Consider the following 13836-nt stretch of genomic DNA (forward strand, 5'->3'; position numbering starts at 1 on the left):
GGTGACTGAGGCAGAGGCAGCGAAGAAGGCGACAGGAGCCGGCGGGAGAGCCTTGGGCAAAGCCACCGGCACGGCCCGTCGCGCCGGCCAGGCCGCGAAGGGCAAGGTCGAGGACCAGGCCGGGGAAGCCGTGGGAAAGGCCGGTGAGGCCGCGGGGAAGGCAGGGGAGGCCGGTCACGGGATCGCCGACAGCCTGCCGATGGACCGGCTCGTCCAGTCCGCGCAGGGGCTGCTGCAGGCCGCGGGCTCGCGGGTGCTGTCCTCCGCGGGGGACAAGCTCGAAGGCCTGACCGGCCGTCTCTCCGACTACGTGGAACACGGCGGGAAGGGCCTGATGAGCGCGGTCACGGGCTCGGACAAGCCGGGCGGGTTCGTCAGCGGAGCCCTGAAGGGCGGCCTGACCGGCGGCCTGAAGGGTGGCCTCAAGGGAGGTCTGAAGGGCATCTTCCAGAAGCTCACCGGCGGTGGCGGCGGGAAGGCGGGCCACGAGAAGATCACCAACATCGTGGAGTCGATCGACGTCGGCGCGCCACGGCGTCTGGTGTACGACCAGTGGACCCAGTTCCAGGACTTCCCGACGTTCATGAAGAAGGTCGAGACCGTCAAGCAGGACAGCGACGAGGAGCTTTCCTGGAAGGCCCAGATCTTCTGGTCGCACAGGAGCTGGAAGGCGCACATCGTCGAGCAGATCCCGGATCAGCGGATCATCTGGCGGTCAGAGGGACAGAAGGGGTATGTCGACGGAGCCGTGACCTTCCACGAGGTCACTCCCGACCTGACCCGGGTCCTGGTCGTCCTGGAGTACCACCCGCAGGGCCTGTTCGAGCGGACCGGCAACCTGTGGCGCGCGCAGGGGCGACGCGTACGGCTGGAGCTCAAGCACTTCAGACGGCACGTGATGGCGCACCTGCTGCTGAAGCCCGACGAGCTGGAGGGCTGGCGCGGTGAGATCCACGACAGCGAGGTCGTCAAGGATCACCAGACCGCCGTCCAGGAGGAACAGGACCGGCTGGGCGCCGAGGAAGAGGAGCCCGAGGAGGGCGAGGAGCCCGAGGAGGGCGAGAGGGCCGAAGAGGAAGAGTTCGAGGACGAGGACGAGCTGAGCGAGGGCGAGCCGGAGGAAGAGGAAGAGGAAGAAGAACCCGAAGAGGAGGAGTACGAGGAGGAGGAGCCCGAAGAGGAAGAGGAAGAGGAAGAGGAGCCCGAGGAGGAGCGTCCCGCGGCTCCGGTTGCGCGGCGTCGGGCCGGAGCGCCCACCCGCCGGGCCGCCGAGCAGGACCGGCCGGTACGCCGGCGTCGGATCCGAGCCGAGTAGCCACTCGTCAGGGCCTGTCGCCGAAGGCCCGGCCAGCCAGTAACAGGGGGAACGACATGACCGTTCAGCCTGCCGGTCGCGGCACGCCGGCCAGCAGCGGCACCGCGGGGACAAGCCTGGCGGACGTCATCGACACCATCCTCGACAAGGGCCTCGTCATCGACGCCTTCGTCCGCGTCTCGCTCGTCGGCATCGAGGTGCTGACGATCGACAGCCGGATCGTCGTGGCCAGCGTGGACACGTACCTGCGCTTCGCGGAGGCGGCCAACCGGCTCGACCTGTCGGCCACGGAGAAGGGACTGCCGGAGGTCGTCGAGGGAGTGACACAGGCGAGGGCCGTCAGCCAGGCGAACGAGCCTGCCGGCGGAGCGCTGGAAGCCCCGTCCGAGGAGACGGACGAGATCCAGGAGATCGCGGGTGACGTCGTGGAACGCGAGGAAGAACCGCGCCGGGCACGTCGTAGAGAGGATGGCTGAGATGTCGCCACGTGACAGGGCCGCCGAGGCCGAGGAGACCTCGCCGGCGAGCGTGAACGGCAGCGCGTCCTACGTGTACGGGATCGTGCCGACGGATGTCGAGGTGGAGCCCGGGACCGAGGGGGTCGGGCAGCCGGCCGGGGAGGTGCGGCTGGTGCCGTTCGGCCAGATCGCCGCTCTGGTGAGCGACGTCGAGGTGGACCGCCCGCTGGGCCGGCCGAAGGATCTCCAGGCGCACCAGCGGCTGCTCGACCAGACCGCGGCGGAGGTGCCGGTGCTGCCGTTCCGGTTCGGGGCGGTGCTGACCGACTCCGACGCCGTGGTGGAGGAGCTGCTGAAGCCGTACCACGACCAGTTCGCCGACGCCCTGCAGGAGGTGGAGGGCCGGACGCAGTACGTCGTCAACGGCCGGTACGACGAGCAGGCGATCCTGCGCGAGATCCTGCGGGAGAACGGCGAGGCCGCGGACCTCCGGCAGCAGATCGCCGGCCTGCCCGAGGACGCGACGCGCAACGAGCGCATGCGCCTGGGAGAGATCATCGAAGGCACGATCGCGGACAAACGCGAGGTGGACACGGCGGCCGTCGTGGACGAGCTCTCCGACGTCTGCGAGCAACTGGTCGTGCGCGAGCCCGCCCACGAACGAGACGCCGCGCACGTGGCCGCGCTGGTGGAGCGGGGCAAGACGGCCGAGTTCGAGCAGGCGGTGGACGAGCTGACCCGCCGCTGGTCGGGCCGGGTCGAGGTACGCCTGCTGGGGCCGATGGCGCCGTACGACTTCGTCGGCACGAGCTGACGGCACGAAGCTGACGGTTCGGCGCGGACAGCGACGTCAGAGAGGAGTGAACATCCTTGGGACTGGGGACGTTGCTTTTTGGCTGGCCACTTATGCCGGTTTATGCGGTCGTCAAACTCGGAGAGCTCCTGCGCGACCAGGTCGAGCGGGAGCTGCACGATCCGGCCGTGGTCCGGCGCCGCCTGGAGGAGGTGGAGCAGGCCAGGGCCGCCGGCCGGATCTCCGAGGAGGAGGAGGAGCGGGCGGTCGAGGAGATCTTGCAGGGGATGGTCGGCTGGTGAGGCGCCCGCGCCGCATCGGGGGAGTACGGGGGTGATTTCGTGCCTGCCAGGCAGGGAACCGGGAGCAAGCACGCGCCAGGAACGGGAAGCGCGGACATCAGCGGCGAGGGGCCGCCTCGTACGCGCTCGGCGGACCTCCCGGCCGCCGCGGTGGCCGGGGTGGGGCTGCGCATGATGACCGAGCTGACCGGCAAGGAGGCCGAGTCCGTCACGCTGGTCGAGCCGGCGGAGGACGGGTGGCTGGTCGGCGTGGAGATCGTGGAGGACCGGCGCATCCCGTCGTCCGGGGACACCCTGGCCCTGTACGAGATCGAGCTCGACATGGCGGGCGACCTTCTGTCCTACCGCCGGGTGCGCCGCTACAAGCGGGGCAGCGGTGACCTGGCCGAGGGGGCGCGGTGAGCGCCAACGTGCGGCCGAGTCCGTACCTTCCCGGGTCCTCGATGCAGTCCGGCCATGGCGGCAGGGAGTCGGCCAACCTCGGCGACATCCTGGAGCGCGTGCTCGACCGGGGCGTGGTGATCGCCGGCGACATCCAGGTGAACCTGCTCGACATCGAACTGCTGACGATCAAGCTGCGGCTGCTCATCGCCTCGGTGGACACCGCCCGCGAGATGGGCATCGACTGGTGGGAGCACGATCCGTGGCTCACCGGCGGCACCCAGGAGCTGGCGAAGGAGAACCGCAAGCTGCGCCGCCGTCTCGCGGCGCTGGAGGAGATGGTGTCCGCGCGGGTGGTGCCGAGCGGCGACGCCGGGCACGTGTCCGGTCACGGGCCTGAGGCGGTCGAGCGTGGCCACTGATGAGGGCGTCTACCTGTACGCGGTCACGCGTGCGGAGGGCGAGGGGCCCGACGGCCTGACCGGCGTGGCGGGCGCGCCCGTGCGCCGTCTCGTGCACGCGGGCCTGGCCGCCTTCCTCAGTACGGTCTCGCTGGAGGAGTTCGGCGAGGAGGCGCTGCGGCGCTCGATGGAGGACCTGGCCTGGCTGGAGGAGACCGCGCGCACCCATCACCGGGTGGTGGAGGCCATCGCCGGCCTGCGGTCCACGGCCCCGGTGCGGCTGGTCACCGTCTACACGGGAGAGGCGCAGGTACGGGAGCTTCTCGACGAGCGGCACGAGCAGTTCGACGCGGTGTTGTCGCGGGTGACGGGCCGGCAGGAGTGGGGCGTCAAGGCGTACGCCGTCCCGGTCCCCGCCGAGCCGGCGGCCGAGCCGGTGGACGGTCCGCGGGGCGCGTCGCCGGGGGCGGCGTACCTGAACCGCCGCCGGGCGGCCCTGCGCGGGCGGGAGGCCGACTGGCGCCGGGCCGCCGAGCACGCCCAGGCCGTGCACGAGGCGCTGATGCACGTCGCCGTCGTCGGCCGTCGCCACCGTGCCCAGGACCCGCAGCTGTCCGGACGCCGGGAGCAGATGGTCCTCAACGGCGCCTACCTGGTGGACGAGGAACGCGCCGCCGAGTTCACCCGGGTGATCGAGGACGTCGTCGGGCAGGGCGTCGCCGTGGAACTCGTCGGCCCCTGGGCGCCCTACTCCTTCGCCGCGCTCGACCAGGAGGGTGAGGCGGCCCACGGTGACGCTTCCTGAGCCGAGAGGAGGCCGGCTCGCCGCCGAGGGCCGCCTTCCCGAGCAGCGGGTGGCGCTCGTCGACCTGCTGGACCGCCTGCTGGCGGGCGGGGCGGTGGTGATCGGCGACGTCGTGCTGTCCATCTCCGGCATCGACCTCGTACGGATCTCCCTGAGGGCCCTGCTGGTGAGCGTCAGGGAGGGCGACGCGGTCGAAGGAGGGATGCGACGTGACGGGCAGGAGTGACGGGCGGACGGCGAGACGCGGCGAATGGCGGCTGGAGACGGACGCCGACTCGGTGGAGCGCGACCTGAGCCGGCTGGTGCTGACGCTGGTCGAGCTGATCCGCCAACTCGTCGAACGTCAGTGCGTGCGGCGGATGGACAACGGCGACCTGTCGGAGGAGCAGCTTGAGGCGGTGGGGCTGACCCTGATGCGGCTGGAGGAGGCCATGGCCGAGCTCTGCGAACGCTTCGGCCTGTCCCCCGCCGACCTCAACCTCGACCTCGGCCCCCTGGGTACCCTGCTCCCCACGGACTGACGCAGGCGCGCAGGCCGAGGAGGCGGACCGTTCAGTACGGGGTGACGGGGGCGGTGTCCAGGGTGAAGGTCTCGACGATCTCGGTGCAGGTGCCGTGCTCGCCCATCACGCACAGCGCCAGGGTCTGGTAGGTGGCGGTGAAGGCCGCGGGCTCGGCCAGGAGACCCAGGTCGAGCGGGTGGTCCGGCCGCTGGAGCCGGGTGAGGGTGATGTGCGGGCGGAACAGGTCGCCGATCTCGTCGTAGCCGTGCAGGTCGAGGTTGGCGCGGGCCGTGGGCGGCGCGGTGAGCCGGTGGTCGGCCAGGACGCGGCCGACCGGGTCGAGGTGGCGCAGGCCCGTGCGCAACGGGCCGAGCGCGGTGACGACGTCCTCCTGGAGCCGGGTGATCGCGTCCGTCTTCCGGAAGAACAGCTCGACCATGCCGTGCTCGTTGGCGGCGAAGGACTCGCCTTCCAGGTGCATCGCGGAGGTGCGCCGGCTGAGCTCGTGCAGCAGCGCGACGGCCTCGTCGAGCCCGTCGGGGGTGAAGTTGGCCATGTAGAGCGAGATGTGCGGGTAGAGGCCGTCCTCTCGCAGGACGAACTCGGTCGCGGTGGCCTCCGCGCAGCGCCGGCTCAGGCGTACGGACTGAGCGTTGACGTCGTGCGGAGGCAGCAGGACAACGTCGTAGACCGGGAGATCGCCCATAAGGGAGGAGTCTAGGACGGGCCGGGGGCGCCGCGCGCGGGCGGCCTGCCGCCGCAGGGCCAGGCGCACGGCCGGGAACGCGAAGGCGGCCAGCGGCACCAGCAGGAACACCGCCCCGGCCACGCGCTGGTCGGCCAGCGGGTCGGGCACCCCGAGCGGGGCCGCCAGGGAGAACCAGTCCGCCGCGACCGCCGGTCCCACCAGCAGGTACGTCCCGAGCCCCAGGTACGCGACGGCGGCCACCGCCAGCAGCCGGACCCGCGCGGCCCACGGGAACGGCCTGGGCAACGGGTCGAGGTCGAGCACCGCCCAGGCGACCAGCAGGCCGACCCCGGCGGACCCGGCCATGGTGACCAGGTGGGGCGCGTACCCGGCGAGCGACCAGGGCAGCCACGCCGTCCCGTACAGCAGCAGGAGCAGCAGCGGGACGGCGGCCGTCAGGAGGGCGGGACGGGTGAGACGCCGCCCGAAGGCGCGGTCGCCGAGCGGGCCGTACTGGGAGCCGGGGCCGGTGGCCCGCGCGGCGAGGGTGAGCGGCGCGCCCGCGCACAGCAGCAGCGGCGCGACGACGGCGAGGACGACGTGCTGCACGGCCTGGGCCGACGCCATCGCCCGCGCGTAGCCACCCACCCCGCCGAGCAGCGCGACCGCGGCCAGGGCCAGCCCGGCGTGCCAGGAGAGCGTGCGGAGGACCGGCCAGCCGGGCACCCGGCGCAGGCCGGCCAGGTAGCCGGCGGCGGGCAGCGCCAGCAGCAGCAGGACGAGCGGGTCGAGCCGCACCTCGCTGAGGAGGGCGCCGGGCGAGAAGGGCGCGAGGGCGTACTCCAGGACGGGATGGTCGTGCCCGCCACCCGCGCCGGGCGGCGGCGGGGTACGGGACAGGCCGACGGCCAGCCCGGTCGCCGCCACCATCACCGTCACCTCGCCCACGGCCAGGCGGACGAACGTGCGGCGCACCCCGCGATCGGCCACCCCGGCGACGGTACGCAGACGATGCCGCCGGCCGAACCAGGCCAGCACCGCCAGGGCCGCGACCTTGGCCAGCAGGAGCAGGCCGTACCGGCTCAGCCACAGGTCGGAGAGGCTGTCGAGCCGCACCCAGGCGCTGACCAGGCCGGAGAAGGCGACCGCGGCGAAGCAGCACAACGCGATCGTGCTGAACCGGGGAAGGACGACCCGCAGGTCCGCCGAGCGCCGGAAGTGCAGCAGCACCGCGCCCAGGCCGCCCACCCACACCGACACCCCCAGCAGGTGGGCCATCAGCGCGGACACGGCGATGTCGTGGTCGGCCGCCGAGGCGGCATGGCCCACGTAGGCGGGCGGCAGCAGCCCGAACGCCGCCACGGCCAGTGGGACCCAGGCGGGCAGCCGCCGTACGAGCGTGGTCAGCGCCACCGCGAACGTCGTGACCAGCACCACCAGCAGCGCCTGCGTCTGCGGCAGTGACGTGCCGAAGTCGAGCATGCCGGGCTCTTCGAGCAGGTTCGCCACCGGCATCGGGATGAAGCTGGACAGGGTGAACACGTAACCGGCCAGGGCGGCGACCGCCCATCCCAGCGCCCACCAGCCCGCCGCGCGCAGGCACCGCTCCGACTCCGGCGAGCCGCCAGGGGCCAGCACGGACGCCGCCAGCAACGTCCCCACGCAGGCCACCGCGCACAGGTCGAGGGCGAGGCGGGCCAGCGGCAGGCCCCAGTCGGTGACCGGCCCGGCGGTGGGCAGCCCGAAGACCTCCACCGTGCCGGCGCCGCCGCCGAAGCGCAGCACCGCGACCAGCACCAAGACGCCCACGCCGACCGCGAACACGGCGTACGTCCGTGCGGAAGCTCTCATAGGCCACCCGCCACGTCGTCCGAGGCCAGAAACCCGGCCGCGCCGGCCGGGGCGGGCGCGGTCCCCACATGCTCCCACAGGGGCCGTGCCCGGGCCAGGCGCGGTGATCGTCTAGTTCCGGCGCACAAGCGAAGGTACGCAGCCCGACCGGCCCCGGTTCAGCCGTCCGGGGCGCGGGTCAGTCGTGCAGGCCCAGGAGGGTGACGGCCTGTTCGCGCATCTCGACCTTGCGGATCTTGCCCGTGACCGTCATCGGGAACCCGTTGACCAGGTGGACGTAGCGGGGGACCTTGTAGTGGGCCAGGCGGCCGGAGCAGAAGCGCCTGACCGCCTCGGCGGTCAGCGGCTCGGTGTCCGGGCGCATGACGATCCAGGCCATCAGCTCCTCGCCGTACTTCTCGTCCGGCACGCCGATCACCTGGACGTCGGCGATGTCGGGATGCGTGTACAGGTACTCCTCGACCTCGCGCGGATAGACGTTCTCGCCGCCGCGGATCACCATGTCCTTGATCCGGCCCACGATGTTGACATAGCCCTCGGCGTCCATGGTGGCCAGGTCGCCGGTGTGCATCCAGCGGGCCTCGTCGATCGACTCGGCCGTCTTGTCCGGCTCGTTCCAGTAGCCGAGCATCACCGAGTAGCCGCGGGTGCACAGCTCGCCCGGCTCGCCCCGGGGCACCGCGAGCCCGGTCTCCGGGTGCACGATCTTCACCTCCAGGTGCGGCATCACCTGGCCGACCGTCTCGGTGCGCCGTACCAGGCCGTCGTCGCGGCGGGTCATCGTGGACACGGGCGACGTCTCGGTCATGCCATAACAGATCGCCACCTCGCTCATGTGCATCTCCCCGATCACCCGCTTCATCACCTCGACCGGGCACGGCGAGCCCGCCATGATGCCGGTGCGCAGCGACGACAGGTCGAACTCGGCGAAACGCGGATGGCCCAGCTCGGCGATGAACATGGTCGGCACGCCGTACAGGGACGTGCACCGCTCGGCCTCCACGGCCCGCAGCGTGGCCTCGGCGTCGAAGCCGGGCGCGGGCAGCACCACGCAGGCGCCGTGCGAGGTCGCGCCCAGGTTGCCCATGACCATGCCGAAGCAGTGGTAGAGCGGCACCGGCAGGCAGACACGGTCGGTCTCGGTGTAGCCGACGCCCTCGCCGACGAAGTAGCCGTTGTTGAGGATGTTGTGGTGCGACAGCGTCGCGCCCTTGGGGAAGCCGGTCGTGCCCGAGGTGTACTGGATGTTGATCGGGTCGTCGAAGGACAGCGTGGCCGCCCGTACGCGCAGCGCGTCGGGGTCGGCGCGGCGACCGGTCTCGACCAGTTCGTCCCAGCCGGGCTCGCCGATGAACACCACCTGCGTGAAGCCGATCTCGGCGAGCATCGCGCGGTAGTCGCTCGTCTTGTGCTCGACGGCGCTGACCAGCAGCCGCATGCCCGACTGGCGGACCACGTAGTCCAGCTCGTGGGCGCGGTAGGCCGGGTTGATGTTGACCAGGATCGCGCCGATCTTGGCGGTGGCGTACTGCGTCAGCACCCATTCGGCGCAGTTGGGAGCCCAGATGCCGACCCGGTCGCCCTTGGCGATGCCCCTGGCCAGCAGGCCGAGCGCCACCTCGTCCACGGCGGCGTCGAACTCCGCGTACGTCCAGCGCCGCCCGCTCGCCATCTCGACCAGCGCCTCGCGGTCGGCGTACCGGGCCGCGGCGCGTTCCAGGTTCTCCCCGATCGTCTCGCCCAGCAGGGGGAGCGCGGATACGCCGGACGCGTAGGAGAGCAGTGAGTCACCCATGCCGGAAGCATCCGCCAGGGCGGTGAGGCACGCTACCCCCGTTCAGGGGTAGCCGCGGGAGGCCGGCCGCGTGCCATGCTGGTGACATGGCGGTGACACACCTTCCGTCGAGTGCCCTGGCCCCGCAGGCCGCCGTGCTCCTGCGGGCCGCCCTCACCCGGATGCGGCACGTCGTCGGGCTGCCCGTCCTGTTCGGCGGCGCGGTGTCGACCCCGGGCGGGTCCGTGCGGCTCACCGAGGTGACGGGCGCCCGCACGGACGTGCTGCGCGGGCTGGCCATCCACACCGGCACCGGCCTGGGCGGCCGGGTGCTGGTCACCGCCCGGCCGGGCAGCGTCGAGGACTACGTCACCGACTCCCGCATCAGCCACGAATACGACAAGCCGGTGGCGGTGGAGGGGCTGCGCGCGATCGCGGCCGTCCCCGTCGTGGTGGGGGAGACGGTCTACGGCCTGCTCTACGGCGGCGTCCGTGAGCCGCTTCCGCTCGGCACCCGCGTCCTCGACGGCATGAACCAGATCGCCGCCCGGCTCGGCGTCGAGCTGGCCGTACGCGCCGAGGTGGAGCGGCGGGTGGCCGCGCTGGAGACGGCCGCGATCACCGGCGCCGCCCGCGAACGGCCCGCCGGCCCCGAATGGGAGCAACTGCGCGAGGCGCACGCCGAGCTGCGCTCGATCGCCCAGGAGGTCGCCGACCCGGTCCTGCGCGAGCGGTTGCAGGGCGTCTGCGACCGGCTGAGCTCGCCGAACGTCGGGCCCGTCCCGGCCAACCCGCTGTCGCCCCGGGAGCTCGACGTGCTCTCCCTCGTCGCGGTCGGCTGCGGCAACGCCGAGGTCGGCCGGCGGCTCGACCTGAAGCCGGAGACGGTCAAGAGCTACCTGCGCAGCGCGATGCGCAAGCTCGGCACCCACACCCGGATGGAGAGCGTGGTCTCGGCCAGGCGCGCCGGCTACCTCCCCTGAGCCCCCGGCGGATTTACCAACAACGGACGATGCCCATCAGCGCCGTCGACCGGTTCCGGGTAGGCCCCCACCATGACTGCTTGGACGAACGACGAACTCGACCGGATCGCCGCCGCCGAGGAACTGCAGATCGCGTCCCTGCGCGGCGACGGCGAGCTGCGCCGCCCGGTGACGATCTGGGTCGTCCGCCTCGACGACGACCTGTACGTCCGGGCCGTGAACGGGCGCGACGGCACCTGGTTCCGCGGCGCCCAGGAGCGGGGCAGGGGCCGGATCCAGGCCGGGGGCGTCGACAAGGGCGTCACGTTCGCCGACGCCGACCAGGAGCTCAACGACCGGATCGACGCCGCGTACCGGGACAAGTACCGCCACTACTCGGAGAGCATCGTGGACTCGGTGGTCAGCGGGCAGGCCCGCGCCGCCACGATCAGGCTCGTGCCGCGCTCCTGACCCCGCCCGGCAACGAGAGGTCCGAAGGCCGCCAGCGCCCGGCCGCCACCGGCCGCGACAGTGGAAGGCATGAACACTGTCGTGGATGAGCACGTCCGGATTGAGCCCAACATTCTCTACTTCGGCACCCCCGTCGTCCTGATCTCCACCCTGAACGAGGACGGCACCCCGAACCTCGCCCCCATGTCGTCGGTCTTCTGGCTGGGCTGGCGCGGCATGCTGGGGCTCGGGGCCAGGTCGAAGACGTCCCAGAACCTGTTGCGGACCGGCGAAGGCGTGCTCAACCTGCCTTCCGACGCCCTCGCCCCGCAGGTGGACCGGCTGGCGCTGACCACCGGGAGCGACCCGGTGCCCGAGCGCAAGCACCAGCGCGGTTACCGGTTCGTGCCGGACAAGTTCGGCCGGGCCGGGCTGACCGCCGTCCCGTCGGAGACGGTGGCCGCGCCCAGGGTGGCCGAGTGCCCGGTCGCCATGGAGGTCGTGGTGGAGGAGACGCATCCGATGGGCGACGGCGGGGTGCTCACGTTCGAGGTGCGGGTGCAGCGGGTCTGGGTGCACGAGGACATCCGCCTGAAGGGCACCGACGACCACATCGACCCCGACGCCTGGCGTCCGCTCATGATGAGCTTCCAGAAGCTGTACGGGCTGGGCCCGCAGGTGCACCCGTCCACGCTGGCCAGCATCCCGGAGCGGCACTACCGCAGCGCCGACCTCGAACGGGCACGCACCCTCTAGAGGCTCTCCAGCAGCGGCAGCCAGGTGCGCCCGGCGCACAGCTCCTTGATCCGCGCCGGGGGCAGCCACTCCGCGCCCGTGCTCTCCGACCCCGCCGGCGGCGCGGTCGCGGCGCCGGGCGTGGCCAGCCGGGCCCGGAACATCACCATGTGCGTCAGCGCCGCGTACCGGTAGCCGGCGGGGGCCGGGGCCAGAAGCTCGACGCGCTGCCACGCGAAGACCGACAGGGCCGACGGCTCCAGGAGAAGACCGGTCTCCTCCTGGAGCTCACGGACCACGGCCTCGGTGGCGCTCTCACCGGCCTCCAGGTGGCCGCCCGGGATGTCCCAGCCGCGCCCGACCCGGTCGACGCACGTCAGCAGCGTCCTGCCGGTGCTGTCGGAGACGAACGCGAACGCCGAGGTCGTGCTGCCGGCGGGCGGGAGGGCCGAGGAGAGGATCACGTCGAGGCGGTGGTCGACGGGGATCCACGGCACGACGCAGGAGGCCACCACATGTGTCATGCCCCTATTTCACACGCCTTTGCGCATGGCCCGGTTGCCCAGGTACAGCCCGATCGCGGCGACCAGGCAGGCCGACGCGGTGCCGTACAGGACGGAGGGGTTCGCGAGGTCGCCGGAGAACAGCGCGCGCTGGGCCTCGACGATGTACGTGACCGGGTTCGCCGTGCCGACCGCCCGCAGCCAGCCCGGCGCGGTGTCCAGCGGGAGCAGCACGCCCGACAGCAGGAGCAGGGGGAACAGGATCGACTGGCTGACGATGTAGAACAGCGTCCCGCCGGGCGCCGACCGGATGGCCAGGACGAACGAGAACGCCCCCAGCCCCACCCCGAAGACGGTGAGCTGCGCCAGCCCCGCCAGCACGCCCGCCGGATACAGCTCGAACCCCAGCGGCACGGCCAGCACGATGATCAGCACGGCCTGCGCCAGCAGGACGACCATCGCCTTCAGCGCCCGGCCCACCAGCATCGCCGTCCGGTTCAGCGGGGTGACCAGCATGCGCTCCAGTGAGCCGCCGATCAGCTCCACCAGCAGCGTGTAACCGGCCGACATCGGCCCGGTCAGGCACATCATGACCAAAATGCCCGGCACGAACCACTGCCACGACGAGCCCACCGCGCCGTCCAGCAGCGCGCCGAACAGGAACAGGAACAGCAGCGGCTGGCCCATCTCGAACAGCAGCGCCACCGGCTCGCGCAGGACCGGCCGGAACTCGCGGGTGAAGACGGTGGCGGTGTCACGCAGGAAGGTCGTCATCGGTCAGGCTTCTCCCGGTGAGAGTGAGGAACACGTCGTCGAGGGTGGGGCGGGCGGTCTCGGCGGCGGTCACCTTGATCCCGGCGGCGTCCAGCGCCCGCAGGCAGCCGGGGAGCGCGGCGGGCGCGTTCGCCACCCGCAGGCGCATGGTGAGGCCCTCGGCGTGGCCACCGGTCAGCTCGGCGGCCCTGGCGGCGTCCTGGGCGGTTTCGGCGGTGACCGTGACGGTGTCGCCGGCCAGGTCGTTCTTGAGCTGCTCGGCCGTGCCGTCGGCGATGATCGTGCCGTTGTCGATGATCACCACCCGTTCGGCCATGTCGTCGGCCTCCTCCAGGTAGTGGGTGGTGAGGAAGAGCGTGGTCCCGTACGCCTCGCGCAGGCGCAGGATGTGCCGCCAGATGTCGGCGCGGCTCTTCGGGTCGAGGCCGGTCGAGGGTTCGTCGAGGAAGAGCAGGTCGGGGCGGTGGATGAGGCCGAGCGCGATGTCCAGGCGGCGGCGCTGGCCGCCGGAGAGCGTGCCCGGCCTGCGGCCGGCCAGGTCTTCGAGGTCGAGCAGGCGCATCAGCTCGCCGGCCCGGGCGACGGCGTCGGAGACGTTGAGGCCGTAGCAGCGGCCCTGCGTGACGAGCTCGTCCCGGACGCGGAAGTTCTCGCCCGCGCTGTTCTTCTGGCCGACGTAGCCGATGCGGGAGCGCACACCGGCCGGGTCGCGGGTCACGTCGTGGCCGGCGACGACGGCGGTGCCGGAGGTGGGCGGGAGCAGGGTCGTGAGCAGGCGCAGGGTGGTGGACTTACCGGCGCCGTTGGGGCCTAGGAAGGCGACGAGCCGGCCGGGTTCGACGTCGAGGTCGATGCCGCGTACGGCTTCGACGGTCTCCTTCTTCAGCGTGAACACTCGGGTGAGACCCCGGGTGTGGATCATGGGTGGTCGCCTCCTGGGCATGGCGAAGAAACCCCTGGTCAGGGGCCCTTTCGGGGATCGGTTCAGTTTGAGCCGGGTGATATCGATTTGGCAAACGCGAATGTGACGTTCATGTACGGCTCTGACCTGCGGAAACGCCGTCCTGGGAGGTGGGTGCGGGAGGCTGATTTCCGGGCCGCGACATGGGGTTTTGCGATTTTTCGCGAAGAGACGCAATAT

17 protein-coding genes are annotated in these 13836 nt (G+C 71.9%); 12 read left to right on the forward strand and 5 right to left on the reverse strand.

Annotated elements, in window-relative coordinates:
• The first annotated feature begins 52 nt into the window (after window positions 1–52).
• From ACWCSU_RS15115 to ACWCSU_RS15155, 9 genes are all read left to right on the forward strand, one after another.
• Window positions 53–1315, forward strand: a complete 1263-nt coding sequence (locus ACWCSU_RS15115) for an SRPBCC family protein (protein ID WP_449935479.1) — start codon at window positions 53–55, stop codon at window positions 1313–1315.
• Between the two features lie 56 nt (window positions 1316–1371).
• Window positions 1372–1791 (forward strand): gas vesicle protein GvpJ, encoded by a 420-nt coding sequence (gene gvpJ / locus ACWCSU_RS15120; RefSeq protein WP_449935481.1) that lies wholly within the window; start codon window positions 1372–1374, stop codon window positions 1789–1791.
• A 1-nt stretch (window position 1792) separates the two neighbouring features.
• The gene (locus tag ACWCSU_RS15125) at window positions 1793–2587 is read left to right on the forward strand and encodes a GvpL/GvpF family gas vesicle protein (protein WP_357706310.1); all 795 of its coding nucleotides are present in this window, start codon (window positions 1793–1795) and stop codon (window positions 2585–2587) included.
• Window positions 2588–2658: 71 nt separating this feature from the next.
• The gene (locus ACWCSU_RS15130; RefSeq protein WP_397042234.1) at window positions 2659–2868 is read left to right on the forward strand and encodes a gas vesicle protein GvpG; all 210 of its coding nucleotides are present in this window, start codon (window positions 2659–2661) and stop codon (window positions 2866–2868) included.
• Window positions 2869–2907: 39 nt separating this feature from the next.
• Window positions 2908–3270, forward strand: coding sequence for a gas vesicle protein GvpO (locus ACWCSU_RS15135; protein ID WP_357706312.1), 363 nt, complete (start codon window positions 2908–2910; stop codon window positions 3268–3270).
• Entirely contained in the window at window positions 3267–3671 is a 405-nt protein-coding gene (locus tag ACWCSU_RS15140) for a gas vesicle protein (RefSeq protein ID WP_449935482.1), read from the forward strand. Before ACWCSU_RS15135 ends, ACWCSU_RS15140 begins: the two co-directional genes overlap by 4 nt.
• Window positions 3661–4455, forward strand: a complete 795-nt coding sequence (locus ACWCSU_RS15145; RefSeq protein WP_449935484.1) for a GvpL/GvpF family gas vesicle protein — start codon at window positions 3661–3663, stop codon at window positions 4453–4455. The genes ACWCSU_RS15140 and ACWCSU_RS15145 overlap by 11 nt, the downstream gene beginning before the upstream one ends.
• A complete protein-coding gene (locus ACWCSU_RS15150; RefSeq protein WP_357706314.1) occupies window positions 4442–4681 on the forward strand; it encodes a gas vesicle protein in 240 nt (79 codons plus the stop codon). Before ACWCSU_RS15145 ends, ACWCSU_RS15150 begins: the two co-directional genes overlap by 14 nt.
• Window positions 4665–4976, forward strand: coding sequence for a gas vesicle protein K (locus ACWCSU_RS15155; protein WP_364102574.1), 312 nt, complete (start codon window positions 4665–4667; stop codon window positions 4974–4976). The genes ACWCSU_RS15150 and ACWCSU_RS15155 overlap by 17 nt, the downstream gene beginning before the upstream one ends.
• Before the next feature lie 31 nt (window positions 4977–5007).
• Here the strand turns inward: ACWCSU_RS15155 and ACWCSU_RS15160 are convergent, their stop codons facing one another.
• Complete coding sequence (locus tag ACWCSU_RS15160; protein WP_449935486.1) at window positions 5008–7497, reverse strand: cytochrome c oxidase assembly protein; 2490 nt, start codon at window positions 7495–7497, stop codon at window positions 5008–5010.
• A gap of 178 nt (window positions 7498–7675) precedes the next feature.
• On the reverse strand, window positions 7676–9292 hold the full coding sequence (locus tag ACWCSU_RS15165) for an AMP-binding protein (RefSeq protein WP_357706317.1): 1617 nt from the start codon (window positions 9290–9292) through the stop codon (window positions 7676–7678).
• A gap of 86 nt (window positions 9293–9378) precedes the next feature.
• Between ACWCSU_RS15165 and ACWCSU_RS15170 the strand changes: the two genes are divergently transcribed.
• The 3 genes from ACWCSU_RS15170 to ACWCSU_RS15180 all read left to right on the forward strand — a co-directional run bounded on the left by ACWCSU_RS15170 (window position 9379) and on the right by ACWCSU_RS15180 (window position 11439).
• Window positions 9379–10254, forward strand: coding sequence for a LuxR C-terminal-related transcriptional regulator (locus ACWCSU_RS15170; protein WP_449935488.1), 876 nt, complete (start codon window positions 9379–9381; stop codon window positions 10252–10254).
• 72 nt (window positions 10255–10326) lie between these two features.
• Window positions 10327–10704 carry a DUF2255 family protein gene (locus ACWCSU_RS15175; protein ID WP_397042094.1) on the forward strand — a complete coding sequence of 126 codons (378 nt, stop codon included), beginning with the start codon at window positions 10327–10329 and terminating at the stop codon, window positions 10702–10704.
• 69 nt (window positions 10705–10773) lie between these two features.
• Entirely contained in the window at window positions 10774–11439 is a 666-nt protein-coding gene (locus tag ACWCSU_RS15180; protein ID WP_357706320.1) for a flavin reductase family protein, read from the forward strand.
• Here ACWCSU_RS15180 and ACWCSU_RS15185 read toward each other — a convergent pair.
• From ACWCSU_RS15185 to ACWCSU_RS15195, 3 genes are read right to left on the reverse strand one after another with little or no spacing between them, the layout of a single operon-like run.
• A complete protein-coding gene (locus tag ACWCSU_RS15185) occupies window positions 11436–11942 on the reverse strand; it encodes an NUDIX hydrolase (RefSeq protein ID WP_449935492.1) in 507 nt (168 codons plus the stop codon). The genes ACWCSU_RS15180 and ACWCSU_RS15185 overlap by 4 nt on opposite strands.
• A gap of 9 nt (window positions 11943–11951) precedes the next feature.
• The gene (locus tag ACWCSU_RS15190) at window positions 11952–12695 is read right to left on the reverse strand and encodes an ABC transporter permease (RefSeq protein WP_357706322.1); all 744 of its coding nucleotides are present in this window, start codon (window positions 12693–12695) and stop codon (window positions 11952–11954) included.
• On the reverse strand, window positions 12676–13617 hold the full coding sequence (locus ACWCSU_RS15195; RefSeq protein WP_357706323.1) for an ATP-binding cassette domain-containing protein: 942 nt from the start codon (window positions 13615–13617) through the stop codon (window positions 12676–12678). Before ACWCSU_RS15195 ends, ACWCSU_RS15190 begins: the two co-directional genes overlap by 20 nt.
• Window positions 13618–13836 lie beyond the last annotated feature (219 nt).

It is taken from the genome of Nonomuraea sp. NPDC001699 (assembly GCF_053596455.1).

Bases quoted from the DNA above. Each gene is read 5' to 3' on its own strand.
- ACWCSU_RS15185 (WP_449935492.1), bottom strand. From the start codon at position 11,942: ATGACACATGTGGTGGCCTCCTGCGTCGTGCCGTGGATCCCCGTCGAC.
- ACWCSU_RS15165 (WP_357706317.1), bottom strand. From the start codon at position 9,292: ATGGGTGACTCACTGCTCTCCTACGCGTCCGGCGTATCCGCGCTCCCC.
- ACWCSU_RS15190 (WP_357706322.1), bottom strand. From the start codon at position 12,695: ATGACGACCTTCCTGCGTGACACCGCCACCGTCTTCACCCGCGAGTTC.
- ACWCSU_RS15160 (WP_449935486.1), bottom strand. From the start codon at position 7,497: ATGAGAGCTTCCGCACGGACGTACGCCGTGTTCGCGGTCGGCGTGGGC.
- ACWCSU_RS15180 (WP_357706320.1), top strand. From the start codon at position 10,774: ATGAACACTGTCGTGGATGAGCACGTCCGGATTGAGCCCAACATTCTC.
- ACWCSU_RS15170 (WP_449935488.1), top strand. From the start codon at position 9,379: ATGGCGGTGACACACCTTCCGTCGAGTGCCCTGGCCCCGCAGGCCGCC.
- gvpJ (WP_449935481.1), top strand. From the start codon at position 1,372: ATGACCGTTCAGCCTGCCGGTCGCGGCACGCCGGCCAGCAGCGGCACC.
- ACWCSU_RS15175 (WP_397042094.1), top strand. From the start codon at position 10,327: ATGACTGCTTGGACGAACGACGAACTCGACCGGATCGCCGCCGCCGAG.
- ACWCSU_RS15195 (WP_357706323.1), bottom strand. From the start codon at position 13,617: ATGATCCACACCCGGGGTCTCACCCGAGTGTTCACGCTGAAGAAGGAG.
- ACWCSU_RS15125 (WP_357706310.1), top strand. From the start codon at position 1,793: ATGTCGCCACGTGACAGGGCCGCCGAGGCCGAGGAGACCTCGCCGGCG.